This window comes from Faecalibacterium sp. BIOML-A1, assembly GCF_009679715.1.
In the GTDB taxonomy this organism is placed as follows: Bacteria; Bacillota; Clostridia; order Oscillospirales; family Ruminococcaceae; genus Faecalibacterium; species Faecalibacterium taiwanense.
Genome location: NZ_WKZJ01000017.1, coordinates 1 through 25,510 on the forward strand (window position 1 = coordinate 1; position 25,510 = coordinate 25,510).

The following is a 25,510-nucleotide window of genomic DNA, read 5'->3' on the forward strand; positions in this document are numbered from 1 at the left end:
CCGTATGAGGGGAAACTCTCACGTACGGTTCTTAGGGGAGGGGCTGGCAGTAATGCCATCCTCTTACCCGATCAGACCCTTGAGAATAAGCAGAAGTTCATTTCTCAGATTATGACGAGCAAATCTCCCATGCGCTCCTGCGATGATATTGATGAACAGGCTCTGTCTTACGCAGAAATCAAGGCTCTGTGTGCAGGCGACCCTCGCATCCGGGAAAAGATGGACTTGGACGTGCAGGTGGCAAAATTGAAAGTTCTGCGCGGTGACTTCCAGAATCAGAAATATCGTCTGGAGGATAAGCTGCTCAAAACTTTCCCGGAGGAGATCCAGAAACAGAAAACCCGCATTGCTGCTTTACAACAGGATTCACAGATTGCAGCAACACACCCGCAGGACAAAGAAAACTTCTGCGGCATGACCATCAAGGGCATGGTGTACGATGACAAAAAGGCTGCAGGCGAACGGCTGCTGCTGGCTCGGCAGGAGATGCCCAATGCTGATATGATGCTGCTGGGCACCTACCGTGGCTTTGAACTGAACATTCGATTCGACAGCTTCAAGAATGAGCATCAGGCTGTACTTCGGGCAGAGCTGAGTTACCCGGTGTCGCTGGGCGATGATGCACGCGGCAATATCACTCGTCTGGACAATGCCATCGACAATTTCGCTGACCGTATTGCAGATGCCGAAAATGCTCTGCAAAACCTTGAGCAGCAGAAGCAGGCTGCAGAGATCGAAGTGGCAAAGCCGTTTGCACAGGAGGAAGAACTGGCCGAAAAGTCTGCCCGCCTTGCTGAATTGAACGCCTTGTTGAACATCGACCGTGACCGCAGTTCCTCGCAAGACGCTCCCAAGGAAACCGAGAAAACCGAATCACCTGCGCCTCGTCCGTCTGTGCTGGCTGCACTGGAGGAAAAAGTCAATCAGTCAGAGCCTGTCAAACCGTTCCGCAGCTACTATGACAAGGACGGTGATGCCCGGTGAGGGAAAAGCGGGATGAAATCATTATCCTGAGAACCACAAAGGCGGAGAAGAACCGCATTTATGAAAAGATGCTTGGCATGGGCATCCGCAGCCTGAGTGCCTATATCCGAAAGATGGCACTGGACGGTTACTGCCTGCACCTCGACCTGAAGGAGCTGCGCCGCATGGCGTATCTGCTTCAAATGTGCAGCAACAACCTCAACCAGTACGCCAAACGTGCCAACGAGTGCGGCAAAGTCTACGCCGCTGACATGGAGGACTTGCGGCAGAGGCTGGATGAGCTGATCGACATTGGCAGAAAAATTCTCGCTCGGCTGGCAGAACTCTAAAATTTTCCCCGCAGATGGAGGGCTGCGGGGGTACATAAGGGGTGACATCCTTGCAAAGCAATCGTTGACACCTTTATAATAGGGACGAAAGGCAGGTGCTGGATATGAGGTTCGTTTTTAAGATGATCGTTTTCCCGTTTTGGCTGCTTACGGCTTTCCTTGCGCTGATGCTGAAATGGACGCTGAACCTGTCAGCGTTCGTGCTGGCGTTGCCCATGCTGTATATCTTCGGCTGCGGTCTTTATACGCTGTACTGCCGGGAGTGGCTGCAATTTTTGATCTTGCTGGTGGCAGAGTTTGGCTGCTTTGTGTTGATCTTCATGGGCGCTTTGATCGCAGATGCAGCAGAGCGTTTTAGTGGCTGGGTTGCCGGATTGTGAGGGATGCTATGGAAAACCAGAAATTGGAGGCTTGTTATTCTGAGCACAGCAGCACGCTCTTTTTTGAAATGCTGGGTGAGGACGAAAACTATCAGCGGCTGAAAAACGCCAAAATAGCGGCTGAAAAAGCCCTGCGGGATACCATCAGCAAAGAAGCGTGGAAGCAATACCTCGCTTTGGATGAGATCTGCAACGAGTTGGAATGCGCCCGATATAAGGCGATGTATCTGGCGGGTGCTGCCGATTACGAAAAAATATCCAAATGATCTTGATGCCGCCGATGTGCGGCATTTTCTTTTTTTAGGGGGGTGATGGCACTGGCGGCAACACGGTTGATCCCTATGCGGAAAAACAAGGGCAAGTCCATCGGGGCGTGTCTGCACAATCACACCAGCTATATCCAGAACCCGGACAAGACCGAACAGGGTGAACTTGTCAGCAGCTATCAGTGCAGTCCCTTGACAGTAGACGAAGAATTTATGCTGACAAAGCGACTTTACGAACAGACCACCGGGCGCAGGCAAAAAAGCGATGTGATTGCCTATCAGGTACGGCAGTCTTTCAGGCCGGGAGAAGTGACACCCGAAGAAGCTAACAAGATTGGCTATGAATTTGCCGAGCGATTTTTGAAAGGAAAACACGCCTTTATCGTCGCCACCCATACTGACCGTGCGCATATCCACAATCATATTATTTATAATTCCACTGCGTTAGATGGTACACGGAAATTTCGGGATTTTTACTTTTCCGCGCTTGCTGTGCAACGGCTGAGCGACCTGATTTGCTTGGAACACCAGCTTTCCGTTATTCAGAAAAAGCCCTATCGGGAGCGGCAGAAACGCATCCTATACCCGCCCAAAGAAAGCAACCGTGACAAGCTCTGCACTGTGATCGACAACATTTTGTTGCACGATAAGCTCAAAGATTTTGCTGCATTTCTGGATGCGCTGGAACAGCAGGGCTATGAGGTGAAGCGTGGCAAGCATCCCTCGGTGAAAGGCAAAGGGCAGCGGCGATTTATCCGATTTCGCACATTGGGAGCCGGATACACCGAGGAAGAAATCAAAATGGTGTTGGATGGCAAGGCTGAACACCAGCCGCCCCCCAAACAGCCCTTGCCAGAAAAGAAGTTTGGCCTGCTGGTGGATATTCCCACGAAAATGGCCGAGAGCAAAACCAGTGGATATAAAAAATGGGCAACAAGGTTTAACCTGAAAGAAATGTCCAAGACACTGCTCTACTTGCAGGAAAAGAAAATTGACAGTGCGGACGAACTGCGGGAACGTGCAGCGGCGGCAACAGAACGGTATCACACGCTGGGCGATTCCATCAAAGCGGCAGAGAAGCGCATGGGAGAAATCGCTGTCCTGCGGGCGCACATAGTCAATTACGCAAAGACCCGCGATGCGTACGCCGCCTATCGCAAGGCCGGATACAGCAAAAAGTTTCTGGAAGCACACCGGGAAGAGATCGAACTGCACAAGGCTGCGAAAGCCGCCTTTGACGAAGCGGACTTAAAAAAGTTGCCCAAGGTAAAAGATTTGAACGTAGAATATTTCGAACTGCTCTCCCAAAAGAAAGCAGCGTATCCGGAGTATCGCAAAGCCAAAGAAGAAATGCAGGAACTGGTTCGCGCACAGAAAAATGTGGAACGGTTCTTTGCAGAAGAAAAGCAGACGCACGAAACAGAACAGGTGCGTTAATGCTGGACTGCCGGAGCTGACGATCGTGTCGGTTCCCGGCAGTCTTTTTTTGTCTTATAATCCCTATGGTGATGCACTGTTTCTTTCGATTGTGTATACGAGGAACGGCAACAGGTATTCTAAAGAGTGTAAACAACTCGATAGGATGAGGTTGCTCTATGAAAGAATTATTTGGACAGCGATTACGGGAACAGCGTTTGAAACATCATTTGACGTTGGAGCAAGTAGCAGAAAAAGCAGACCTTTCTGCCAACTATATCGGGATGGTGGAGCGCGGACTAAAGGAACCGGGGCTTGCAACCATTGTCAAAATCTTGAATGCCCTGAATATTTCAGCAGACGAACTTTTGTGCGATCTGGTTCCAAGTGCATCTCATGTGACCGATGATGAAATCAGCAAGCGGCTTGAAGGACTGACCCCTATGCAGAAGAAAGTGGCACTTGACCTTCTGGACACCTATATCACCAATCTGCCTTACCTCACCAAAGAAGAATAATCCTGCGGCAACTCTGGCGCACCAGCTTAATTTTGGCTGGTGCGCTTTTCTTTTGCAATTCTTTAGGCTATAATATTTCTTATAGGATGTATTCATTCCCAAAGAATTGATTTCGAGGTGAACAAGATGCGAGAACCGCGATACAGTATCCTTTCCGACATCAACGATGGAATCGACCGTGCCAAGCAAGGCAAGCTGGCTCTGTACTGGCAGCGGAACATTGAACACGAATACCGCTGCAAAAAAGTGACCCCGGCAGAGCAGCAAGCCTACACCGACTTGCAGGACATTCTTGCTGCCGTTCCGCAGTGGAGCGATGAGGAAGAACTGCGCTCCGGCATGGAGGGTATCGGTGGCCGCGTCTGGTTCTGTTACTTCTGGGAAGAACACGATTCGATGGTGCAGCTTACTGAAGATTGCAGCGGCAAGTTTACGGTTGCTTACGTTCTGGATTCGGATGTCACCCCAGAGGTGCGAAAGGCGGCTGCACTGCACGCACAACAGCAGCTTGCTGAATGTATGCAGGAGTGGGATGTTCCGCTTATGAAATCGGCTATTCCAGAAAAAGATAAATACGAATATTTAGATGAAGCGGCATCCCATCTGATGCAAGTCCTCACTGACCCGGAGAGCATCACCGGGTAAAAAGCGTTCCGCAGGAATGCGCAGCCTGCATCGGAACGGTGCAGAGTGAAAGGGTTTGGGGTGTCCCCAACAAGCATTTTGCAGCGCAAAATAGGCATTTGTATAGACGAATGCACTGCTTGCGTAAGCTATGCGTCCTTTCAGTCCGCAAATTAAAAGTTGAAGATATTGCAGGAACTGCAAACAAGAAAAAGAGTGGCAGCGTTTCGGTTTGAAATGCTGTCACTCTTTTTTGTTGTCTGTATCACAGATGAAATAGCCGTTTTATCTTGAAAGCAGCGTAAAGATTTATTATAATAAGATAAATAGTTGTTGTTTATTTTGCAAAGGAGCTGTGAAGAATGAATCGAAACTGCCGTCGCAAAACGGAAAAGGTCTATGTGAAAGTGACTTCTGATTTTGACGCAACCGGCTATATGCAGCCCCGGCAGATCACATGGGGCGATGGTCGGACGTATCCCATCGAACAGGTGCGGGACTTTCGCCCTGCAAATACCATTGCCGATATGCCCGGCGACTGTTATACTGTAATGATAAAGGGGCAGGAGCGGTGCTTATTTTTCGAGCGTTCCGACCCACGGTTTCCTTCCCGGTTCGGCAGATGGTTCGTGGAGGTGGAAACCAAATAACACAAAGGAGGGCTGAAGTATGGCAGCGCAGCGCACCTATCTGGCAATCGACCTGAAAAGTTTCTATGCCTCGGTGGAGTGTGTAGACCGCCATCTCGACCCCCTGACCACCAATCTGGTGGTGGCGGACGCCTCCCGCACCGAAAAGACCATTTGCCTTGCGGTGTCGCCCTCCTTAAAAGCCTACAAGATACCCGGCAGAGCGCGGCTGTTTGAAGCCGTCCAGCGTGTCCGGGAGGTCAACGCCCAGCGGCTGCAGACTGCCATCCGGCAGAATAAGGCAGTCCGGGGAGAGGACGGCAAGTACCACTTTGCCAGCACCTCTTTCGATGCCAACGCCCTGAACACAGACCCTGCACTGGGCTTGAGTTACATTGTTGCGCCGCCCCGGATGCAGCGGTATCTGGATGTGTCCACCCAAATCTACAAGACCTACCTCAAATATGTGTCCCCTGCAGATATCTACCCCTACTCCATCGACGAGGTTTTCATTGATGTGACGGGCTATCTGCCCTATTATCACATGAGCGCCCATGATCTTGCCATGACCATGGTGCGGGAGGTGCTGTACAACACCGGCATCACGGCAACGGCAGGCATCGGTACCAACCTCTACCTTGCAAAGCTGGCGATGGACATCGTAGCAAAGCACATTCCAGCGGACAAGGACGGCGTGCGCATTGCAGAGCTGGACGAGCAGTCCTATCGGTATCTGCTGTGGAACCACAGACCCCTGACGGATTTCTGGATGACCGGTCCCGGAACCGTCAAGCGGCTGGAAGCTCATGGCATCTACACCATGGGGGACTTGGCACGGTTTTCCATCCACGGAGAAGATCGTTTGTATGAGGTCTTTGGCGTAGACGCAGAAATCCTTATTGACCACGCATGGGGCTATGAACCCTGCGGTATGGAGCAGATCAAAAGCTACAAGCCCAGCACCAACAGTATCAGCGAGGGGCAGGTGCTGACCTGCCCATACCCCAACGATAAGGCAAAGCTCATCGTCCGGGAGATGGCGGAGATTCTGATGTTCCGGCTCACGGAAAAGAAACTGGTGACGGAATCCATCACCTTGGAGATAGGCTACGACCGGGAGAACGTGGACAAGGGCGGCTATCGTGGTCTGACCCAGACCGACCGCTACGGCAGAATCATCCCCAAAGCGGCGCACGGCACTATCCGGTTTGATGCCCCTACCAATCTGGGCAGCACCCTCATCAACGAAAGCGCAAAGCTGTTTGAGCGCATCACCGACCCGGCGCTGACCGTGCGGCGCATCACCCTTAACGCCAACAAGGTCACGCCGGACGAGGGCATCTATCAGGTGGACTTTTTCACCGACACCAAGAAGCTGGAAAAGGAGAAAAAACTCCAGCAAGCCATGCTGGGCATCAAGAACAAGTACGGCAAAAACGCCGTGCTGAAAGCCAGCAGCTACGAGGAAGGTGCCACCATGCGCCAGCGCAATGCGCAGATCGGCGGGCACAGCGCAGGAGGTTCGGATGGAAAACTACAAAAATAGCAAGATCGGACAAGAGACTGCCCAAAAGTATGGGGATATCATAGAGATGGAACGCCCCCAGACTGAAGAATCCCTTCGCAAGCATCCCCGCATGACCTTGCAGAACCGGGCGAAGATCTTCTCTCCCTTTGCAGCACTGCGAGGTTATGATGAGCAGCTTGCCGCAGAAAAGCAGCGCACCGAGCGTGTGCCCAAGCGCATTCTGACCGAGGAAGAAATGTCCGCTCTGTCCGATCGGCTGATGCAGGTCACCAAGGGCATGACCATTACGGTGCGGTACTTCAAGGAAGACACCGCCCACCCGGAGGTTCCAGCAGTGGGTAACTACATCACACTGACCGGAAAAGCAGACCGCATCGACCCGGTGTTCCGCACCTTGCAAGTGGGCGACACCGTGGTGCCCTTTGAAGATCTGGTGGAAATCAGCGGGGAGGGCATCATGGAGATCGACCAATATCTCGGTATTACAGAGGATTAAGCACAAAAAAGGCCACCAGTCGAAAAAACGGCTGGTGGTCTTGCTTACTTATGATGTATCGTCGGTAACTGCTTGACTTTGTTTCCGACTTTTTTGCGTTCCAGTGAGAACACCATATCTGGAGTACGTTCAAAAAATCCTATATCACGCCGCCAGCTTGTGCCGCATTTGCAGTGGAACAGACCAATGAACTGCTGTTTCATCTTGCGCCCGCAGTTTGGGCAGATATGTTTGCTGGCTCCCATAGCCCCTCCGTTTAATATCGAAATTCAGCTTGCAAGAAAGCTGATTCAAATTAAAACGTGCAAAGCCGCTTAACTGGCGTCAGCGGGAATCTTTTTTCCACGCCTGCCATGGTGCACATTTGCGTGCCGGGCAGTTCCAGAGAAGCGTGTGCACAGGAAACTGCCATTTTAAGCAGCTGATCTCCTTGGGTGTGCTGTTCGGCAATCGCATAGGCAAAGCCGGACACCATGGAATCGCCCGCACCCTGAACGCCTTTTACATCGACAGAAACAGGTTCCGAATACCATGCGGCTTCCGGTGTGACGAGCAGTGCGCCCTTTTCACCCAGAGAGACTGCACCGTAGGCGATGTTATGCTCCATGAGGATCTGACGATAGCTTGCGCAGAACTCCTGCGTTACACTGGGGTGAACGCCAAAGGTGGCGTAGTATTCTTCTTCATTGGGTTTGATCAGAACAGGAGATGCCTCCATTCCATTCAGAAGCAGCGGCCCCGATGCGTCCAAAATAAAGGGCACATCATATTCCTGTGCACTTTTGCCCAGTTCATAGTAGAAATCGTCAGGAAAGCCCGGAGGCACACTGCCGCCAAGGATCAGCACCGATGTTGTGGGCAGAACATTTTTGACAGCGCGAATAACATCCAAGGCGGTTTCACAATCAAGCGGGGTGCCTTTTTCGTTGAACTCTGTCATGCAGCCCGTAGATGTTTCAAACAGCTTGATGTTGATACGGACATTTCCGGGGACGGGGATAAGTTCTGCATCCATATCTTTTTGCTTGAAGAAATTGGCCGCTTCTCCATCCGAATGGCTCAGACAGACGCTTTTGACCGGCATTCCAAGCTGGGTAAGTGCCAGCGAAACATTGATGCCCTTGCCGGAAAAGTCGCATATCGTTTTTTGAATGCGATGGCTATGACCAAGGTTGACCGAATCCACCTGAATCGTGCGGTCAATGCAGGGGTTCGCAGTAACAGTTGTAAAGTGCATGGGTTCTCTTACCTCCTATCCGGGGAGCGTTGTTTCAGCATCCCGGAAACTGGATATGTTTATTCTTTTTCACCGGAAGGAATGTCGGCGTACAATTCGATCTTGCCGCAGGAAGGACAGAATGCCGCCTTTATCTTTTTCTGGTCACTGCCCTTTTTGATCGTGATCATGTTAAAGAGTAAATAGTTTTCGACCTTGATCTTGTAATCCATGACCATTTCAGCATGACAAATGGGACAGTTCATAAAACACCTACTTCCTGACATTTTGATACACCTAGTCTAGCATACAAAACGAACGCTGTCTATTGGCGGAACGAAAACGGCTATCATGAGAAAAATAATAAAGGACGCTCTTAAAATCCCGATAGAAAAACAAGATTTTTTACAGATGATATGTTATAATAAAAGAAATACAGCACCTGCTGAACGGACGGAAAGGACACCACGATTATGGAAGAAAACAAGAAACCGGAAACTACCTCGCATCAGGATTCGGCACCCGTGGATTACAGCCACTACATGGGAACGCTGAACCGCATCTACCGCCGCAACAATAACCCCAAAAAGAAGCGGTTGGGGGACGGTATCACCTCTTTGAAACAAGAGCAGAAGCCCACGGCACCTGCCAAACCGGAAAACGGAAAGAAAGACCACAGCTTCCTGATCACGCTTGCTGTGTCAATCGCCATTATCCTGATCCTGTGGGTCATCAAAATGTTCTGAATACTATAAAAACTGCCCGGAACGACCTTCTCCTATCGTTCCGGGCAGTTTTAGCAGGAGGAATCTGCTACCGTGGATGTCAAATCAGGTGAGACGATCAAACGTTCTCATTCAGGAATGCAGCAATTTCTTCTGCGGCGACGGTCTCATCCTCACCCTCAACCGTGACGGTGATGGTTTCGCCCTGCTTGATGCCAAGTCCCATGACTGCCATCAGCTTGCGCATATCACAGGTCTTGCCATCTTTTTCAATGGTGACCTTGCTGGCATACTTCTTTGCCAGCTTGACCAGCAGACCGGCGGGGCGGGCGTGGACACCAAGTTCGTCCTTGATGGTATAAGTAAACTGTTTCATGGGTTCTCCTTCATTTCCTTCTTCTTTGGTGTGCAAAAAGGGCAGATCAGACGGCGCTCTCGTAGTCCAGCATGAACTGCACAATGCCGTCCATAGCCAGCTCACGCGGGTCGAGCTTCAGCTGACCCTCACGGATCTTGGCATAGCTGATGGGCATATACTGGTGCAGCATATTCATGGGGATGGGGTACTCGCGCAGGTTGTCGAACAGTTTGTTCATGGCTGCAACGACTTCCGGCTGACCGATGTAGTAGCGGGCACGGTCGGAGTAGCTGTACTTGCGGCACTGTGCCAGATGCTTTTCGTCACCGTGGTAGTGCTTTTCCCAGTTTGCAGGGGAAGCCAGCATGACCTGATCCAGTGTTTCGATGAAGTTGGCGCGCTTTTCTTCCGGCACCAGTTCCTTTTCCATCATGCTCAGAGAGAACAGAGCCTCGCGCAGACCAAAGGTCAGAGCAGGACCGACCTTCAGGATAGCAATGCCGTCGGTGACCATGTTGTACAGGTCGGTTGCGGTCTGGTAGTCGGTAGAGTGACCCTCGAAGCAGATGTCGGGGAACTCCTTCAGAGCGGCGCACAGGTCAACGGCTGCGGCAGGGTTGTAGTCGAACACCTGCTCATCGCCAAATTCCACACCGGGCTGGACAACAACTGCGATAACGTCCTTCATGCCCTCGCCAACGCCTTCCTCAGTCCAGATGCGCTGATAGGTGGAAACGGTATCACGGAATGCTTCGGGCTTAGTGACAGCCAGCGTATCCTCTGCCTCGGTTGCACCACCGGGGATGGGCACTTCGCTGCCGATAACGAACACCGGGCGCATTGCATCCGGCTTCTCAGCTTTCAGTTCCTCGTAGCCCTTCATAGCAGCCTTGTACAGCTTTGCGCCACGGCGAGCGATCACCTCGGTCTGGAGCAGACCTTCCGGGTCGTCCGCAACCTTCATGCTGGTGTCCAGATGGATCTTGGTAAAGCCGGCGCGTGCATACTGGTAAACCAGCTCCACAGAGTTTTCCATTGCTTCGGACTCCGGCAGCTTCTGCCAAGTCAGGGGTCCGAGGTGGTCGCCTGCAAGGATCATCATGTTTTCGGGCAGACCGATGTCGCTTGCCATTTTCAGGACCATCTGATAGAAATCAGCGGGCTTCATGCCGGTGTAGCCGCCAAACTGGTTGACCTGATTGGCAGTTGCCTCGATCAGAACAGGGATGTTGCGCTCCTTTGCACGGCGCAGGGCGATCTCGATTACCAGTTCGTTGGCACTGCAATAAGAGGGGATGCCGCAGCGAATGCCCTCACGGCGCTTATCCATCATTTCCTGAAGGGGATGTTTCATTTCTATTCTCCTTTTTATTGAATCAAGATCTTACAGCTTTGCCTGACCCTTGCAATAGGTCTGGAGCACATCGTAGTTGTCCTCCAGCACCACAAGGTCGGCATCCTTGCCCACCTGAATGGAACCCTTGCGGTCATCCAGATGCAGGCAGCGCGCCGGGTTGATGGTGCAGGCGTTCAGCGCATAGTTGAACGGTACCATTGCATCCTCGACAAGGATCTTCAAACCCTTGTTGATGTTCAGGGTAGAGCCAGCCAGACCGCCGGTAGAGGTCAGGTGTGCGCTGCCGTCCGGGTAGATCACGATCTCGTTGCCGCCGAAGATGTACTTGCTGCCCACGGGGGTGCCCTTTGCCATCAGCGCATCGGAGATCATGATAGAATAGTCGGGACCCTTGCTCATAAAGTAGTTGTTCAGAGCAGCCGGGGTGGAATGGCAGCCGTCGCAGATGATCTCACCGTACATGGTGCGGATGCGGTATGCTGCACCCACCAGACCGTTTGCGCGGTGGTTGAAGGGTGTCATACCATTATAGACATGGGTCATGGAGCGTGCGCCATTGGCGTAAGCCATGACTGCCTGCTCGTAGGTGGCAGCACTGTGACCGATGCTGACAACGATACCCTGCGAAGTCAGGTAGCGGGTCAGTTCAAAGTTATCGTCCTGTTCGGTAGCCAGCGTAACATAGCGGATATGGCCGTGTGCGGCTTCCTGATAGTGCTTGAACTGCTCTACGCTGGGCTTTGCAATGAACTGCTCCGGCTGTGCGCCCTTGTACTTCATGTCCAGATAAGGACCCTCGAAGTGGATGCCAAGGATCTCGGCACCGTCGTAGCCGCCCTCCATGACACGGGCAACGTTGGCAACGGCATTGGTCAGGACCTCAACGCTCTGGGTGATGGTGGTAGCCAGAAAGCTGGTCACGCCCTCCGAAACGATATGTTCTGCCCAGTAACGCAGACCTTCCTCGTTTGCATCGTTGGTGTCAAACTCATAGGCACCGTGGCAGTGGATGTCCATAAAGCCGGGGACGATACGCTTGTCACCGTAATCGTCATCTACATCCTTTGTCCCATAGGGGAAAATGCCAACGATCTTACCCTCTTTGACCTCGATGGCAGCAGGCACAAACTGATCTGCGATCCATACTTTTTTACTTTGAATTATCATCTGAATTGTCCTCCTTCCGAGTGAATTACCCTTGTGCCATTATACCGCATACTTTCGGAAAAATATTTACAATTTTCAATCGACTTGTTACTTGTTTCGGCAAACTTAGCCAAAAACAGCCCGGTCGGCAGAGCAAACAGGGGCTCGGTTTGTCTTTTTCAAACAAAAAGTTATGGCTTTCAGTTACCCCCTTGTTTTCTGCTAGGGGGGTGTGATATAACAGGAAGGAAGGGATAGTGCGCTTTGGTAAGCCCTGTCTATGATTCGGATAAATACCAACCGATTAGGAGGTAGAAAACCATGAGCATTTTTAATTTGACTGATGAGAAGATGAAGGAAACTTCTTCCACTTTTACTGCACATGAGATCTATCAGCAGCCTGCAACTTGGCGCAAGACCTGTGCACAGCTGGCTGCCTGCAAGGATGAGCTGCAGGCTTTTATCGATCAGGTCGTCAAGCAGGATGACTTCGACATCGTTCTGGTCGGCGCAGGCACCAGCGAGTTCGTTGGCAACTCCCTGTTCCAGGCTCTGAACCCCAAGTACAACTACAAGGTCAAGTCCTACGCTTCCACCGATATCGTTCCCTCCCCGGAGAATTTCCTGTCCCGCACCAAGCCCACCCTGCTGGTGAACTTTGGTCGTTCCGGCAACTCTCCTGAGTCTCTGGGCAACGTGGAGGCAGCAGAGGTCGTCTGCCAGAACCTGTACCACCTGTTCGTGACCTGCAACCACGAGGGTACTCTGTCCAAGATGGCTGCAAGCCGCAAGAACTGCTTCGCTATCAACCTGACCCCGGAGACCCATGACCAGTCCTTCGCCATGACCTCCAGCTACAGCAATATGTATCTGGCAACCTATCTGGCACTGAATCTGGACAAGCTGGATGAGATCACTGCCGAGGTCGAGAAGCTGGCCGTTGCAGGTCAGCACTTCCTCGATGACCAGTTCGGTGAAGTCCAGAAGATCGTGGACGAGTTCGATTACAACCGTATCGTTTATCTGGGCAACATCGGCCTGAAGGGCGTTGCACAGGAGTCTGCACTGAAGACTCTGGAGCTGACTGCCGGCAAGGTCGCTACCATGTACGATTCCGAGCTGGGCTTCCGTCACGGTCCCAAGTCCATCATTGACGATAACACCCTGACCATCGCTTATCTGAGCGACGATGAGTACCGCCGCCGCTATGAGCTGGATCTGGTCAAGGAGATGGCACATCAGCGCAAGGGCAACAAGATCGTCGTTGTTTACAACCACGATTGCGAAGGCATTGAGGAGCTGGCAGATTACCCCATCCAGATCAAGATCGGTCAGGACATGGAGAACGTTCTGCTGGGTCTGGACTTCATCCTGTTTGCTCAGACCATCGCTCTGATGAAGTCTCTGTCTCTGGGCATTACCCCGGACAACCCCTGCCCCACTGGTGAGGTGAACCGTGTTGTCAAGGGTGTCACCCTGTATCCGTACGCGCTGAAGTAATTAAAAAATCAGGAGGGCAACGAACATGATCGGTTTGGTAGTTACCGGCCACGGCCATTTTGCTGATGGCATCCACACTTCCGCTCAGATGATCGCTGGCGAGAACGAGTATGTCCGCTACATCAACTTTGAAGAGGGTATGACCCCGGAGCAGCTGGCGCAGAAGTTCAACGCCGCATTCGATGAGTTCCGCACCTGCGATGGTGTCGTGGTTCTGTCCGATCTGCCGGGTGGCTCTCCTTTCAAGACGGCAGTTGAGTGCAAGTACGCACGGCCCGATCAGAAGATCGAGGTCATTTCCGGCACGAATCTGCCGATGATCGTTACTGCGGTTACGATGCTGGATATGGAAGATGATCCCCGCGCTCTTGCAGAAGAACTGGTTGACACCGGCAAGGATTGTATGGTAATCTTTGAGTTACAGGCTCCTGCCGAAGAAGCCGAATCTGATGAAAGCGACGGAATCTAAACAATGATCAATTGGGAAGTAATTATTTGGACCTGCATTACGCTGGCAGTCATTATGGGCGTGATCGGTCTCATCCTGTATGCGATCTCTGCCAAGAATATGCGCAATAAACGCAAGCAACTTGGCGAGGTCCATACGGACATGAAGGTCGGTTCCCGCATTATGTTTGCCGGTGGCATCTACGGCAAGATCGTAAGCATGGAGGATGAAGATACCCTCCGTGTGGAAGTTGCACCGAAGATCGTTATTACTATTTCCCGTTATGCCGTCCAGAGCATCGTAAAATGACTGCTTTGGTATTTTAATAGCGTTGATCTTGTGTGCCTTCCCTTCATTCGCACACAAGACTTCCATAAATATCTTCATTTGCCAAGAGACCCTCTATCCCATGCGTAAAAAGACAGGCAGTGAGTGCTGCGCGGCCTCCTGCCTGTCTTTTTACATTCTTAACAAGTCATCCAAGACCTCTTCTTTCCATGACAGAACCCCCACAGCGGTTTGCCATACCGCTGCGGGGGTTCTGTCTTTAAGTGAAAAAGAATTAGAGCCGATGCTCCGAAGAGCACCGGCTCCAATCCTTAAGGAAGAATGTCTTATATGGGTAAGACGGATGAATACAAAATTATGCCTTGCCGTTGCTGCCGCAAACAAGGATCTTGCTCATGACGTACTCCTTGACCTGCTCACGACCAACTGCGCTGTACTTCTTCGGGTCAAATGCTTCGGGATCGCCTGCAAGGTATTCTTTCAGACCCTTGCTGAATGCGATGCGGAGATCGGTGGCGTAGTTCACCTTGCACATACCGCGGGCAACGCACTCACGGACGGCATCATCCGGGACACCGGAGGTGCCATGCAGCACCAGAGGAACAGAAACGACCTTGCGGATCTCGCTCAGGCGGTCGATGTCCAGCTTCGGGGTTCCCTTGTAAACGCCGTGTGCGGTGCCGATAGCAACAGCCAGAGAATCCACACCAGTGCGCTCTACGAACTCAGCAGCTTCGGAAGGAACGGTGTAGCCATTGCCATTGCCGCCATCCAGATCATCTTCCTTGCCGCCGACCTTGCCCAGCTCAGCTTCCACAGGGATGCCGGCTGCATGGCAGGCACGAACAACTTCCTTGGTGATCTCGATGTTCTCCTCGAAAACATGGTGAGAACCATCGATCATCACAGAGGTGTAGCCTGCACGGAATGCTTTCATAGCCAGCTCGTAGCTGCTGCCGTGGTCAAGGTGCATCACAACAGGAACGGTAGCCTCGGAAGCGGCAGCTGCGACCATGGCATGGAACATAGCCGGAGAAGCGTACTTCAGAGTACCCGGAGTGGTCTGGACGATAACGGGTGCACGCAGTTCCTCTGCAGCAGCGATGATGGCCTGAACCATCTCCATGTTCTCTGCATTGAATGCGCCGATTGCGTAATGGTTCTTCTGAGCATCAAGCATCAGTTCTTTGGTAGTGACTAAAGCCATAATTACCCTCCTGAAACATTTACCTTCGTATCATTTACTCTGCCTTGTAAGAGCCGATTGTTCGTAACGGCAGATAGGATATACAAACATCCACCATTATTATAGATAGTCGTTACTAATTTATCAAGAGTAAAAAACGGTGAAAGATTTGTATTTTACGGTTAGAAGTCGAGGTGGGCGTCTTTCCGGGCGGCTTCCAGTACGGCTACCGCCGATCTCATTGCACGAATGCGCCGCTCTTTGACGGTATCCTGCGGAACAATCAGGAAGTTCGAGATGCCAAGAACTTCAAACCACCAAGGCGTATCGGAGATTTCACTGATGTAGGGTTCTTTTCCCTTCCGGGTGACAACAAGTTTCTGGCAGTTGTTGCTGCCCGGCTCAATCAGGATGCTGCCCTCGGTGCCAATGATCTGGGCACTGTTGTGCGCAGAGCTATCTTTTGCAGCCGTACACTGACAGACAAAATTCGGGTATTCCAGAATCAGGATGCCGCTGGTGTCGATGCCGTTGGCGTGGCGGTTCGGGTAATAGTGGACGGCTTTCGGGTCGCCAAAAAGCCCTACCACAAAATAGATGTTATAAATATTGAGGTCCATCAAGGCTCCGCCGCAGTATGCGGGGTCGAACACAGGGGGAGTCTGCCCATTCATAAAGGCATCGTACCGGCTGGAATACTGGCAGAAGGTGCAGGATACCGTCTTGATGTCACCGATCTCCTTTGCAAACAACTTTGCCAGACCATAGTTCGGGTGGTCGATGGTCGTAATAGCCTCCAGCAGGTGCAAATGGCGCTCTTCCGCAAGGCCGAGCAGTTCATCCAGCTGTGCCAAGGTGGGGACGATGGGCTTTTCGCAGAGAACGTGCTTTCCGGCAAGTAGTGCGGCCTTGGCCTGCTCAAAGTGCAGGCTGTTGGGAGTGGCGATATACACCAGTTCCACCTCCGAGTCCGCGAGCATTTCATCGTATTCGGTATAGACCTTGGAAATGGGAATATGAAACTCATGGGCCATTGCAATCCCAGTGTCTGCGTTGCGAGAATACACGGCAACAACAGGCATTGTTGTAGGACGCGCAAACTCCTTTGCCATCGTGTGGGCGATAGAGCCTGTTCCAACCATTCCAATATTCATAGAGGGATTCCTTTCACTTTTTGTTTTGAAGATTCTGCTTTACAAACTCACTGGGCGACATATGATACTTCATATTAAAGGACTTGGAAAAATAGTGGATGGAGGTGTAGCCCAGCCGCAGGGAAATCTCACTGATGGTATAGCGGTTTTCCAGCAGCATCTGACAGCTTCTCTCCAGCTTTTTATCATTGATGTACTTTTTCGGGGACTGGTCGATGGAATTCTTGAACATCAGCTGCAACGCCGTCCGCGACAGCGAAAAGTGTTCGCAGATTTCCGGGATCGTCAGAGGAAGGTAGATGTTTTCATCAATATAGGCAATGATCCGGTCAAACAGTTCATCCATTGCACTCTTGTGCACGGAATTGCTGGACTGGTTCATAGGGGAAGCATAGGTTCCCTGCAGCAGCCGGATGATGATCTCAGTCAACAGACAGAGCATCAGACTGTTCATATAAGGAATGCCGGTTGTGCTTTCCCGGACGAACGCTTTTATTAAGGAGTTGATCTTCTGGTCATAGTGGAACACCCGGTTGATCAGAGCATCGTACCAGACCTCCTGTTCCACAGGGGTCAGATTGCGCATATCGAACAGCACCGTCATATAGGATGCGTTGTGGCTGTCATCCGTATACTGGGTGTGGAACTGACCGGGACCGTAGATCATCAGTTCCTTGTCTTTCAGCTGGTACAGCGTTCCGTCCACCTCAGTTTCGAGTTCGCCCTCGTCTACATACGTCAACTCAAAAAAGTTATGCTGCTCACCCTTAAAGCAGTAATTCGGGGTGCGGATTCTATAATAATACCCCAAGATCTTCTGCATTTCAATACGGGGCAGAACCGCAAGGAACTCATACTGGGAAGGGAAATCGGTAACATGGAGAGAATAGTTGCTCTCGGCATACAGCTCGAATTCCAGTTTTTGTGTGGTAGAAACCACCGCAAAATAGACATTGGGCTTGATGTGAATCAGCCGGTTCATGGCAAACTCTTGTACATCTGCGGCATCTGCCGTATGGGAGACCAGCAAAACACCGATGCCGTCATGTACCTCTATATAGGTATCACAGTTAAAACAATAGAACTGTGATACATAGCGGCGGGTGATGGCGGTCTGATGCTGGTGAATCAGGTCAGGGTGCGTGAGCCTGATGGGTTCGTGGTAGGTCTGGCCGTACTCCAGAAAGCTGTCGTTGGAAGTTTCGCGTTGCATATCCAGAATCCTCCTTCTCTCAAACTTGTACTGAGTATAACATTTTTTGTTCAATATTACCAGCTTTTTCTGACGAGTTTTGGAAGTTTGTAATGAGAAGCCACGAAAATAACCGATTTTTAGAAACACTTTGTTAAAAAATATAAAGACATTTGTTCAAATATCGCCTATAATGTAGTTACTCTGAATTGGAAACTCAGACAAAAAATTTCAAGGAGGAATGAAAAAAATGCCGAACATTGTTCTAACTCGAATCGACAATCGTCTGGTTCATGGACAGGTTGCTACGCAGTGGTGCGGCGCAATCGGCGCAAACCTGATTCTGGTCGCAAATGACGAGGTGGCTGGCAACAGCCTGCGTCAGGGCCTGATGAACATGGCTGCTCCTTCATACGCAGCTATGCGCTACTGGACCATCCAGAAGACGATCGACACCATCCACAAGGCAAGTGCAAAGCAGCTGATCTTCATCGTTTGCGAGAATCCGCAGGATGTCGTGAAGCTGGTGGAGGGTGGCGTTCCCATCAAGAAGGTCAACATCGGTAATATGCACATGGCTGACGGTAAGCGTCAGGTGGCAGGTTCCGTTGCAGTTGACGATTCCGATGTGGCTGCTTTCAAGCGGCTGCAGGAACTCGGTGTGGAACTGGAGATTCGTCGTGTTCCTACCGAACATGCGGAAAGCACCGACAAGCTGTTCAAGTAAACAGACGGCTGCTCTCCTAAATACTTGAAAAGGAGTACTTATTATGGGCTTTAGTGCACTTCAGATCATTCTGGTCTTTGTGTGGGTCTTTATCGTGGCCATCGACCAGTTTGATTTCTTGGAATCCCTGTACCAGCCTATCGTTTCCGGTGCTGTCATCGGTGCGATCTTGGGCGATCTTCCCACCGGTCTGATCGTTGGCGGTACTTACCAGCTGATGACCATCGGTAACATGCCTGTTGGCGGCGCTCAGCCGCCAAACGCAGTCATCGGCGGCGTCATGGCTACCGTGTTTGCGATCTCTTCTCATCTGGATACCACCGCTGCTGTCGGTCTGGCAGTTCCCTTTGCTCTGATCGGCCAGTACATGGTCACCTTCCTGTTCACCCTCATGTCCCCCATGATGTCCAAGGCTGACCAGCTGGCAGCAAAGGGCGACACTAAGGGCATTGTCCGTCTGAACTATCTGGCAATGGCTCTTCTGGGCCTGCTGTTCGCCATCGTCTGCACCCTCGGTATGCTGGGCGGCTCTGCAATGGGTACTACCCTGAGCAACTTGGCCGCCAAGTATGCATGGGTCATGGCTGGTCTGGGCGCTGCCGGTGGTATGATGCGTTTCGTCGGTTTCGCAACCCTGCTGCGTATCATGCTGTCTAACGAGTTCTGGGGCATCTACTTTGCTGGTTTTGCTCTGGCAACCATCATCGGCTACATCCCCGAACTGTCCGGCTCTGCTCTGCTGCTGATCGCATTTGTGGGCATTGCTATTGCTCTGTACGACTACCAGACTCGCGTTGCTATCAAGCAGGCTGCTGGTTCTGGTTTTGCTGCGAATGGAGGCGACGACGAAGATGGCATCTAATGCAACTCATTACAACAATCTGACTCCCGCGAAGCCTTTGGATAAGGCTACGCTGAATAAGATGGTGTTCCGTTCCCTGAACCTGCAGGCATCTTTCAACTACGAGCGTATGCAGGCTGCCGGCTGGCTGTACTGCATCCTGCCCGGTCTGGAAAAGATCCACGGCGATAACAAGGAAGATCTGAAGCTCTCCATGGAGCATAACCTTGAGTTCTTCAATACTCACCCCTTCCTCGTTACCTTCGTTATGGGCATCATCCTCTCTCTGGAACAGCAGAAGGCTGACATCGAAACCATTCGTGCCGTGCGTGTTGCTGCTATGGGTCCTCTGGGCGGTATCGGCGACGCAATCTTCTGGTTCACTCTGGTTCCTATCACCGCAGGTATCACATCGAACATGGCAATAAACGGATCGCTTGCTGGTCCTATCATGTTCCTGCTGATCTTCAACATCGTGCAGTTTGCTTGCCGCTTCTTCCTGATGTACTGGTCTTATAATCTGGGTACTAAGGCAATCGACATCCTGACTGCTAACGCTAAGGAGTTCACTCGTGCCGCTTCCATGCTGGGCGTGTTCATCGTTGGTGCTCTGACCTCCAACTACGGCGGCACCACCGTTGCTACCGTTATCGAGAACGGCGACAGCCCCATCGTTATCCAGAGCATTCTGGATGGCGTTCTGCCCAAGCTGATTCCTCTGGCTCTGACCCTCGGCCTGTTCTTCCTGATGAAGAAGAAGAACTGGAAGCCCGTTACCTGCATCGCTCTGCTGCTGGTGATCGGTCTGGTCGGCGCATTCTTTGGTATCTTCGCTTAATTCAAAGCTGGAGCTACAATGCACGCTGTACTTCTTGATTTTAATGGGACGATGTTCTTTGATACCCGCTTCCACATGGAGGCGTGGTCAGAGATCTATCATGAATTGCATCCCGAAGATCCGAATCCCCTTGACCCTAAGTTGATCTGCGGACCGTGTAATGAGTCGATCATTCAGAACATGGCACCGTGGCTCAATGCCGATGAGCGAAAGCAATGTTCGGAGCGGAAAGAGGAATTGTATCGCAGGATGTGCAGGAGAAATCCTGACAGTTTACACCTCGTAGCAGGTGCTGAGAAGTTGATGCAAGGCTTGCATGAGCGCGGCATCCCTTTTATTCTGGCAAGTGCTTCTATCAAGGCAAACGTTGACTTTTACTTCGACAGCTTCCCTATTGGGAAATGGTTGAAGAAAGAAGATGTTGTCTACGACGATGGAACCTATGCGAATAAAGGCGAAATGCACTTGGAAGCTGCCAGACGACTGAACGTTCCGTTCGCGGAATGTATGGTTATCGAGGATAGTGTGGCTGCCATCACTCTGGCAAAACGAAATGGCGTAGGTCAGATCGTTGCCATCGGTGAAAAAGCAGACGGGTCGGATTTGATCCGGCTTGGTGCAGAGCATTACATCCACGACTTTACAGAATTTGATTACGCATGGTTGGAAAACTGAAATTCGTCCAGTGAGTTTCCATTTCCACAGTTGATAAAAGACGGCTTCGGTTATACGGAGCCGTCTTTTTTCGTTAAAAAACAGGTGAGGACAGTTTTATGGAGCGCTTAGCAAACTATCAGCAGATGGTCGATCCCACTATGGTATGGGGGGCAATCAAAAGTAACGATGCGGTCAGAATGGATGTATCGTTCACTTGGAAAAAGGAAGAATGGCTGATCCCTGCAGTCTTTCCGATTCCGGGCGGATTGGTAGTGGATGTGGCTCGTAAGCTGCCATATTATCACCTGAAGAACCGCCTGACGATCTATGAAAAGCACAGGAATGCCGGGTTCCATTCGCCGCTGGAACGGCTGATGATGGATCAATACGATCCTTTTCATTTTCATCCTATGGGACATCTTTTGACAGGAAACGACTGTATTGATGAATGGCGTTCGGAACGGTTCATCTGGAATCCGCTCCGAATGTCTCCCATTGCCTCAAAGGAACATTACTCGGCCAGAAAGCTGGTAGAACACTACGGATTCGATCTGAATACCGGGTGGGTCATCTTCCGGCTGTATTTCAAAAGTGAGCTTTTGTCAGTTCACGATCAGGAACTGACGCTGATGCTGGAAGCACCGGATGAACCTGTGCCGGGGCCGATCTTGAAGATCGAAGAAGCCGGGCAACATATCGTGTTTCAGAATCCGCTTACTAAAAAAGCGGAAATGATCACGGTCACTGTGCTGGAAAACGGTGTGATCGAACACCCTTTCAAAAAGCAGGGACCAGTCAAGTACCCCGCCAATTATGTGATCCTTCATTATCGCTTTCACCCGGAGAAAAAGGAACAACAATATTGTCTTATGGACACTTGGCTGACCGATGAACCGATCGAATTGGAACCGAGCGTAGAATCGGAGCAGCCGCACCCCGAAGAAGCGCAGCTCCATGACCCTCGGTTTTCCAAGGTGACCTTGCAGGACTATGTGGCGGAGAATAAAAATCATGCGGCATATTCCTCCCTGACGCATTATCCAAGACTTTCGACGGAATGGCAATTTGTGGCAATCCGCAAGGAAAGAAAGAATGTCCGTGTAAAGCTGAAAAGGGACTGGACAGAACAGAGATATTGTGTTAGGGTAAACAAAGAGCATTCGACAGTGTTTGCAGATGAGGACGCGCTGCGTCTTATCTGATTGTAAAAGGAGAAGTTTTATGAATTCATCAACATTACTTGTCATCCTTGCTGTTGTGGTCGTGTGTGCCGTTGTTTTTGTGCTTTTTTCCCGCTCCGGAAAAAACAAAGCGGCTGAGAAAAAGGCTGACCCTGCCGAAGCAAACAAATATGCACTGGTTGCACAGGACATTCTGAAAGGCATCGGCGGCAAAGACAACGTAGTATCTGCCAGCTACTGCACTACCCGCCTGCGCTTTGTGGTCAAGAACTACAATCAGGTCAATGAGCAGGCCGTAAAAGCGGCAGGCGCATCAGGCATCATCCGTCCGGGGAAAAACGCCTGTCAGGTCATTGTCGGCACGAAGGTCAAATCCGTTTATGATGAACTGGACAAGCTGCTGAAGTAAAGGAAAGGGTCTGTTGCACAAGGATAAAACCGGTGCAACAGACCCTTTTTTATTCGTGTCGCAATTTTTTCATTGTATCAAACGTATCTGAATTAAAGTGGCATATCATCTGCCTTTTCACACATCCTTGCCGTTTTCAGACAGGAGGTTGCTTTTATGAAAGTATCTGCCGATTATCGTATGCTTGCTCTCGATGCACTGCGCGGAAAATGGAAAACTGCAGTTCTGACAGGCATTGCCGCCAGTGCGCTCGGTGCTACCATTGTGAGCAGTTCCAACAGTATCGTATCCAATTCCGATCAGGCAAAGGACATCCATTTTGAACTGTTCTCCCAGCCTAACGGCGGTCGGCTGCTTGCTGTTCTGCTTGCCGGCATTGTTCTGTGGGCAATCCTCCAACTGATCGTGGGCGGTGCAGTTCAACTGGGATATGCACGTTTTAATCTGAACCTTGTAGATAGAAAGGATGCGGCTGTCTCGGACTTGTTCTCTCAGAAAGACCGTCTGTGGGATGGCTTCTGCATGAAATTCCTGCAGGGTCTGTACATCGCCCTCTGGTCGCTGCTGTTGGTGATTCCGGGAATCGTGAAATCACACAGCTATGCGATGACACCTTACATCATGTCCGAGCATCCTTCGCTGACCGCAAATGAAGCAATCACAGAATCCCGGCGAATCATGGACGGCAACAAATGGCGGCTGTTCTGTTTGGATTTCAGCTTCATTGGCTGGGAGCTGCTCTGTTCGCTGCCACTGTATGCCGGGGGCTTTCTGGTTCTCAAATATTTCACCGGTTCCGAAGCTATGGCGCTTTCTCTTGTTCTTCTTCTGACAATTCCATTGAGCATTGGCTTCTTCTTCGTGCGCCCCTATGAGGAAGCTGCATGGGCCACTTTCTACCGCGATATTACCGCAGCACCTACCGAACCGGATGAAGCATCTTGACTTTTATACTATTTCTCAGGCGTGACTGGATTTTTTGAGGTAATCTGCGTATGGAGAAGAAACCTGACCGTTCCGAAATAATTACAATGACCCTCTTGTTTGCTTTAACGCTGGTGCTTACGGTATTAAAAGTGACGAGAACGTTTTCACTGCCTTGGTTGTGGGTGCTGGGTCCGCTTTGGATTGGCACACGTCGGTACCGTGATTAGGGCTGCTTGCGCTGGGAGATTTCTCCCAGCGTTTTTTTTATTACTCGGAGATGCTAAGATGTCAGGATGAAACGCCAACTCCCGAACTCCGTACTTTTTATACGGTGAAAAGGATTATAATTATTTGCGTAGTACGGTATAATAAGCAAAAGTTTATTGTACGAAAGCGAGGAGTGGCGGTGGATAACATTCTGAACACTATAACCGCCTACCGTGAAGAACGCAAATGGTCGCTATACGATTTAGCGACTCACGCCGAGCTGAAAACTTCCACCATTTCTACATGGTACAATAACAATGCAATCCCGACCATTCCTTCGCTTGTAAAGATCTGCGATGCCTTTCAGATCACGCTTTCCGAGTTTTTTGCAAAGGCAGAGGGAAGTGAGTCTGTCCCGGTGGCACTTACGCCCCAGCAGATGCAGATCATTGAGAAGTGGTCGATACTTCGCCCTGACCAGCAGGAAGCTGTTTTGAATTTGCTGAATACGATTCCTTGATTCTACATGGATAGCAATAGAGTTGCGGCTCTTTTACTATTGTGAAGGATGTTCTGTACGTCCTTCATACTCCGCCCGCCTTGCCATCATCGACAAAGAAAGGACGAAGAAACATGAAAAGGAGATTGATTGAGTACCAACCGAGCCCCGGCAACCAGAACTTGGTTCGCCGCCGACTGCATCCCTGCACTCCGACCTTGTGGCGCAGCTTGCGACTGCGTTGTTCTGTGGTCGGAGGGCTGGCTTATGTACTTTGATTCTTACATCACAGGAAAACGCATCCAGCAGCTGCGCAAAACCAAAGGCTTAACGCAAGAGCAATTTGCCGTAAAGCTGAATATCAGTGACCGCCATTTGGGAAAGATCGAACGAGGGGAAGGCACTGCTTCTATAGATTTGTTGGTAGAAGTAGCCATTTCACTGAACACCACTCTGGACTTTTTGATTCTTGGCGTATTGGACACTCCACGGGAAAGGGAGCTTAATGCACAGATCAAAAAGCAGCACCAGAAAATCCAGATCTTCAAAAATAAGCTGAGTAATCTTATTGACGAGCTGGATACATCTGCATCTGTATAACCACCATAAAGAAGTCGAGAAGCGATTCTCGGCTTCTTTTTTTTTGTACCATTTTTTCTGACGCATCTACGAAAAACCGGAACTGGTAGTTCCGATTTTCGAGAAAAATCCGCTCAAAAAAGTTGCAAAACCGGAACTACCAGTTCCTTAAAAAGACAGTGTTTCTACGATAAACTATTGTCACAGCAAGGGCAACACCCCAGACGGGGAGAAGCCCAAAGCTGTAAAGCGTACCTTGAAAACTGAATATCATTCCCTCGGACAAAATAATGAAACTTCCGTAACTCGCGGCCCGGTCATAACGAAGACGGGGTGGCTGAAGAAGCCAATGTGGAGTGTGGGTGCAAGTCCCCACTTACCGAGGTGCATTCCAAATCCAACGGGGGTCGAGGACAAATAGGTTGGAAATAACTTAAAGCAAAACTTCAAGCCCACCACCGGGGATTCTTTTGAACCTTGGCGGCGGGCTTTTTCCATACCGAACACTCACCCATACGAAACGGAGGAAATGATTATGAGCCGTAATTTTACTCACCAGCCCGATGAATCGACCCTGACCACCCTCTGCCCCCGCTGCCTGACCGCCTTTCGGAACGCCCGTGGCATCCGTGTCCGCCGTGCAGACCCCTATCAGCTCACCAAGGAGCCTTGCACCTACTGCCAGACCAACTTTGGCTACGACTACTACATCCAGCCCACCAGCCCGAAAGCCACCTATTTTAAGAAAGGACGGTTCGATGATGAATCTGAATGCGCTTAAAGTTGACCCTGAATTTCAGGGCAAGATCCCACCACTGACCTTTGAGGAGCTGAACCAGCTGGAAGCCAACATCCTGCGGGATGGACGCATCATCAATCCCATCATCGTGTGGGAGGGGCTGATC

At 50.8% G+C, this 25,510-nt stretch carries 33 protein-coding genes; 24 read left to right on the forward strand and 9 right to left on the reverse strand.

Annotated features, from left to right (window positions below; translation table 11 throughout):
• Nucleotides 1-111: 111 nt before the first annotated feature.
• The 10 genes from GKG36_RS13555 (at nucleotide 112) to GKG36_RS13600 (ending at nucleotide 7,170) form a co-directional block, all read left to right on the forward strand.
• Complete coding sequence (locus GKG36_RS13555) at nucleotides 112-984, forward strand: hypothetical protein (protein ID WP_243145090.1); 873 nt, start codon at nucleotides 112-114, stop codon at nucleotides 982-984.
• Nucleotides 981-1,313, forward strand: a complete 333-nt coding sequence (locus GKG36_RS13560) for a plasmid mobilization relaxosome protein MobC (RefSeq protein WP_173012983.1) — start codon at nucleotides 981-983, stop codon at nucleotides 1,311-1,313. Before GKG36_RS13555 ends, GKG36_RS13560 begins: the two co-directional genes overlap by 4 nt.
• Nucleotides 1,314-1,417: 104 nt before the next feature.
• The gene (locus GKG36_RS13565) at nucleotides 1,418-1,693 is read left to right on the forward strand and encodes a hypothetical protein (RefSeq protein WP_117527093.1); all 276 of its coding nucleotides are present in this window, start codon (nucleotides 1,418-1,420) and stop codon (nucleotides 1,691-1,693) included.
• 8 nt (nucleotides 1,694-1,701) lie between these two features.
• Complete coding sequence (locus GKG36_RS13570) at nucleotides 1,702-1,959, forward strand: hypothetical protein (RefSeq protein ID WP_154261191.1); 258 nt, start codon at nucleotides 1,702-1,704, stop codon at nucleotides 1,957-1,959.
• Between the two features lie 51 nt (nucleotides 1,960-2,010).
• Nucleotides 2,011-3,396: a relaxase/mobilization nuclease domain-containing protein gene (locus tag GKG36_RS13575; RefSeq protein WP_154261221.1), complete on the forward strand. Its 1,386-nt coding sequence runs from the start codon at nucleotides 2,011-2,013 to the stop codon at nucleotides 3,394-3,396.
• A gap of 158 nt (nucleotides 3,397-3,554) precedes the next feature.
• Entirely contained in the window at nucleotides 3,555-3,893 is a 339-nt protein-coding gene (locus GKG36_RS13580; protein WP_055186009.1) for a helix-turn-helix transcriptional regulator, read from the forward strand.
• Between the two features lie 126 nt (nucleotides 3,894-4,019).
• Nucleotides 4,020-4,538, forward strand: coding sequence for a hypothetical protein (locus GKG36_RS13585; protein ID WP_055186008.1), 519 nt, complete (start codon nucleotides 4,020-4,022; stop codon nucleotides 4,536-4,538).
• Between the two features lie 341 nt (nucleotides 4,539-4,879).
• Complete coding sequence (locus GKG36_RS13590; protein WP_055186007.1) at nucleotides 4,880-5,167, forward strand: hypothetical protein; 288 nt, start codon at nucleotides 4,880-4,882, stop codon at nucleotides 5,165-5,167.
• A gap of 19 nt (nucleotides 5,168-5,186) precedes the next feature.
• A complete protein-coding gene (locus tag GKG36_RS13595) occupies nucleotides 5,187-6,692 on the forward strand; it encodes a DNA methylase (RefSeq protein WP_055186006.1) in 1,506 nt (501 codons plus the stop codon).
• Entirely contained in the window at nucleotides 6,673-7,170 is a 498-nt protein-coding gene (locus tag GKG36_RS13600; RefSeq protein ID WP_055186005.1) for a hypothetical protein, read from the forward strand. Before GKG36_RS13595 ends, GKG36_RS13600 begins: the two co-directional genes overlap by 20 nt.
• A 44-nt stretch (nucleotides 7,171-7,214) precedes the next feature.
• On the opposite strand, the gene GKG36_RS13605 is transcribed toward GKG36_RS13600, so the two are convergent.
• From GKG36_RS13605 to GKG36_RS13615, 3 genes are read right to left on the reverse strand one after another with little or no spacing between them, the layout of a single operon-like run.
• Entirely contained in the window at nucleotides 7,215-7,415 is a 201-nt protein-coding gene (locus GKG36_RS13605; RefSeq protein WP_081028443.1) for a hypothetical protein, read from the reverse strand.
• A 50-nt stretch (nucleotides 7,416-7,465) separates the two neighbouring features.
• Nucleotides 7,466-8,407 (reverse strand): hexose kinase, encoded by a 942-nt coding sequence (locus GKG36_RS13610; protein ID WP_055186004.1) that lies wholly within the window; start codon nucleotides 8,405-8,407, stop codon nucleotides 7,466-7,468.
• A 59-nt stretch (nucleotides 8,408-8,466) separates the two neighbouring features.
• Nucleotides 8,467-8,652: a hypothetical protein gene (locus GKG36_RS13615; RefSeq protein ID WP_097780760.1), complete on the reverse strand. Its 186-nt coding sequence runs from the start codon at nucleotides 8,650-8,652 to the stop codon at nucleotides 8,467-8,469.
• A gap of 207 nt (nucleotides 8,653-8,859) precedes the next feature.
• Here GKG36_RS13615 and GKG36_RS13620 point away from each other — a divergent pair, with 207 nt between their 5' ends.
• Nucleotides 8,860-9,132 (forward strand): hypothetical protein, encoded by a 273-nt coding sequence (locus GKG36_RS13620; RefSeq protein ID WP_097780761.1) that lies wholly within the window; start codon nucleotides 8,860-8,862, stop codon nucleotides 9,130-9,132.
• Between the two features lie 97 nt (nucleotides 9,133-9,229).
• Here the strand turns inward: GKG36_RS13620 and GKG36_RS13625 are convergent, their stop codons facing one another.
• Genes GKG36_RS13625 through nagA form a run of 3 tightly spaced genes read right to left on the reverse strand, consistent with a single transcriptional unit; the run spans nucleotide 9,230 to nucleotide 11,993 of the window.
• Entirely contained in the window at nucleotides 9,230-9,487 is a 258-nt protein-coding gene (locus GKG36_RS13625) for an HPr family phosphocarrier protein (protein WP_113992322.1), read from the reverse strand.
• Between the two features lie 46 nt (nucleotides 9,488-9,533).
• Complete coding sequence (locus tag GKG36_RS13630; protein ID WP_154261193.1) at nucleotides 9,534-10,823, reverse strand: class II D-tagatose-bisphosphate aldolase, non-catalytic subunit; 1,290 nt, start codon at nucleotides 10,821-10,823, stop codon at nucleotides 9,534-9,536.
• Nucleotides 10,824-10,853: 30 nt separating this feature from the next.
• Nucleotides 10,854-11,993: an N-acetylglucosamine-6-phosphate deacetylase gene (gene nagA, locus GKG36_RS13635; RefSeq protein WP_154261195.1), complete on the reverse strand. Its 1,140-nt coding sequence runs from the start codon at nucleotides 11,991-11,993 to the stop codon at nucleotides 10,854-10,856.
• Between the two features lie 300 nt (nucleotides 11,994-12,293).
• On the opposite strand from nagA, the gene GKG36_RS13640 reads away from it, so the two are divergent.
• Genes GKG36_RS13640 through yajC form a run of 3 tightly spaced genes read left to right on the forward strand, consistent with a single transcriptional unit; the run spans nucleotide 12,294 to nucleotide 14,229 of the window.
• Nucleotides 12,294-13,472 (forward strand): SIS domain-containing protein, encoded by a 1,179-nt coding sequence (locus GKG36_RS13640; RefSeq protein WP_154261197.1) that lies wholly within the window; start codon nucleotides 12,294-12,296, stop codon nucleotides 13,470-13,472.
• Nucleotides 13,473-13,497: 25 nt separating this feature from the next.
• Nucleotides 13,498-13,941 (forward strand): PTS sugar transporter subunit IIA, encoded by a 444-nt coding sequence (locus GKG36_RS13645; protein ID WP_113992325.1) that lies wholly within the window; start codon nucleotides 13,498-13,500, stop codon nucleotides 13,939-13,941.
• 3 nt (nucleotides 13,942-13,944) lie between these two features.
• Nucleotides 13,945-14,229, forward strand: a complete 285-nt coding sequence (gene yajC, locus GKG36_RS13650) for a preprotein translocase subunit YajC (protein ID WP_154261199.1) — start codon at nucleotides 13,945-13,947, stop codon at nucleotides 14,227-14,229.
• Between the two features lie 334 nt (nucleotides 14,230-14,563).
• Here the strand turns inward: yajC and fba are convergent, their stop codons facing one another.
• The 3 genes from fba to GKG36_RS13665 all read right to left on the reverse strand — a co-directional run bounded on the left by fba (nucleotide 14,564) and on the right by GKG36_RS13665 (nucleotide 17,761).
• A complete protein-coding gene (gene fba / locus GKG36_RS13655; RefSeq protein ID WP_055185995.1) occupies nucleotides 14,564-15,415 on the reverse strand; it encodes a class II fructose-1,6-bisphosphate aldolase in 852 nt (283 codons plus the stop codon).
• Nucleotides 15,416-15,576: 161 nt separating this feature from the next.
• Complete coding sequence (locus GKG36_RS13660; RefSeq protein ID WP_154261201.1) at nucleotides 15,577-16,548, reverse strand: Gfo/Idh/MocA family oxidoreductase; 972 nt, start codon at nucleotides 16,546-16,548, stop codon at nucleotides 15,577-15,579.
• A gap of 13 nt (nucleotides 16,549-16,561) precedes the next feature.
• Nucleotides 16,562-17,761, reverse strand: coding sequence for an AraC family transcriptional regulator (locus GKG36_RS13665; protein ID WP_154261203.1), 1,200 nt, complete (start codon nucleotides 17,759-17,761; stop codon nucleotides 16,562-16,564).
• 229 nt (nucleotides 17,762-17,990) lie between these two features.
• On the opposite strand from GKG36_RS13665, the gene agaV reads away from it, so the two are divergent.
• From agaV to GKG36_RS13715, 10 genes are all read left to right on the forward strand, one after another.
• Nucleotides 17,991-18,467: a PTS N-acetylgalactosamine transporter subunit IIB gene (gene agaV, locus GKG36_RS13670; protein WP_113992329.1), complete on the forward strand. Its 477-nt coding sequence runs from the start codon at nucleotides 17,991-17,993 to the stop codon at nucleotides 18,465-18,467.
• Between the two features lie 43 nt (nucleotides 18,468-18,510).
• A complete protein-coding gene (locus tag GKG36_RS13675; protein WP_055185991.1) occupies nucleotides 18,511-19,329 on the forward strand; it encodes a PTS sugar transporter subunit IIC in 819 nt (272 codons plus the stop codon).
• Entirely contained in the window at nucleotides 19,319-20,146 is an 828-nt protein-coding gene (locus tag GKG36_RS13680) for a PTS system mannose/fructose/sorbose family transporter subunit IID (protein WP_055185990.1), read from the forward strand. Before GKG36_RS13675 ends, GKG36_RS13680 begins: the two co-directional genes overlap by 11 nt.
• Before the next feature lie 18 nt (nucleotides 20,147-20,164).
• Nucleotides 20,165-20,821, forward strand: a complete 657-nt coding sequence (locus GKG36_RS13685) for an HAD family phosphatase (RefSeq protein ID WP_097780767.1) — start codon at nucleotides 20,165-20,167, stop codon at nucleotides 20,819-20,821.
• Between the two features lie 98 nt (nucleotides 20,822-20,919).
• Entirely contained in the window at nucleotides 20,920-22,005 is a 1,086-nt protein-coding gene (locus tag GKG36_RS13690; protein ID WP_097780768.1) for a hypothetical protein, read from the forward strand.
• 19 nt (nucleotides 22,006-22,024) lie between these two features.
• On the forward strand, nucleotides 22,025-22,393 hold the full coding sequence (locus GKG36_RS13695; protein WP_242959973.1) for a PTS transporter subunit EIIB: 369 nt from the start codon (nucleotides 22,025-22,027) through the stop codon (nucleotides 22,391-22,393).
• Nucleotides 22,394-22,549: 156 nt separating this feature from the next.
• The gene (locus tag GKG36_RS13700) at nucleotides 22,550-23,338 is read left to right on the forward strand and encodes a DUF975 family protein (protein WP_154261205.1); all 789 of its coding nucleotides are present in this window, start codon (nucleotides 22,550-22,552) and stop codon (nucleotides 23,336-23,338) included.
• Nucleotides 23,339-23,726: 388 nt separating this feature from the next.
• Nucleotides 23,727-24,047, forward strand: a complete 321-nt coding sequence (locus tag GKG36_RS13705) for a helix-turn-helix transcriptional regulator (RefSeq protein ID WP_070102044.1) — start codon at nucleotides 23,727-23,729, stop codon at nucleotides 24,045-24,047.
• A 246-nt stretch (nucleotides 24,048-24,293) separates the two neighbouring features.
• Nucleotides 24,294-24,626: a helix-turn-helix transcriptional regulator gene (locus GKG36_RS13710; protein ID WP_055185984.1), complete on the forward strand. Its 333-nt coding sequence runs from the start codon at nucleotides 24,294-24,296 to the stop codon at nucleotides 24,624-24,626.
• Between the two features lie 514 nt (nucleotides 24,627-25,140).
• The gene (locus GKG36_RS13715) at nucleotides 25,141-25,386 is read left to right on the forward strand and encodes a hypothetical protein (protein ID WP_055185983.1); all 246 of its coding nucleotides are present in this window, start codon (nucleotides 25,141-25,143) and stop codon (nucleotides 25,384-25,386) included.
• Nucleotides 25,387-25,510 lie beyond the last annotated feature (124 nt).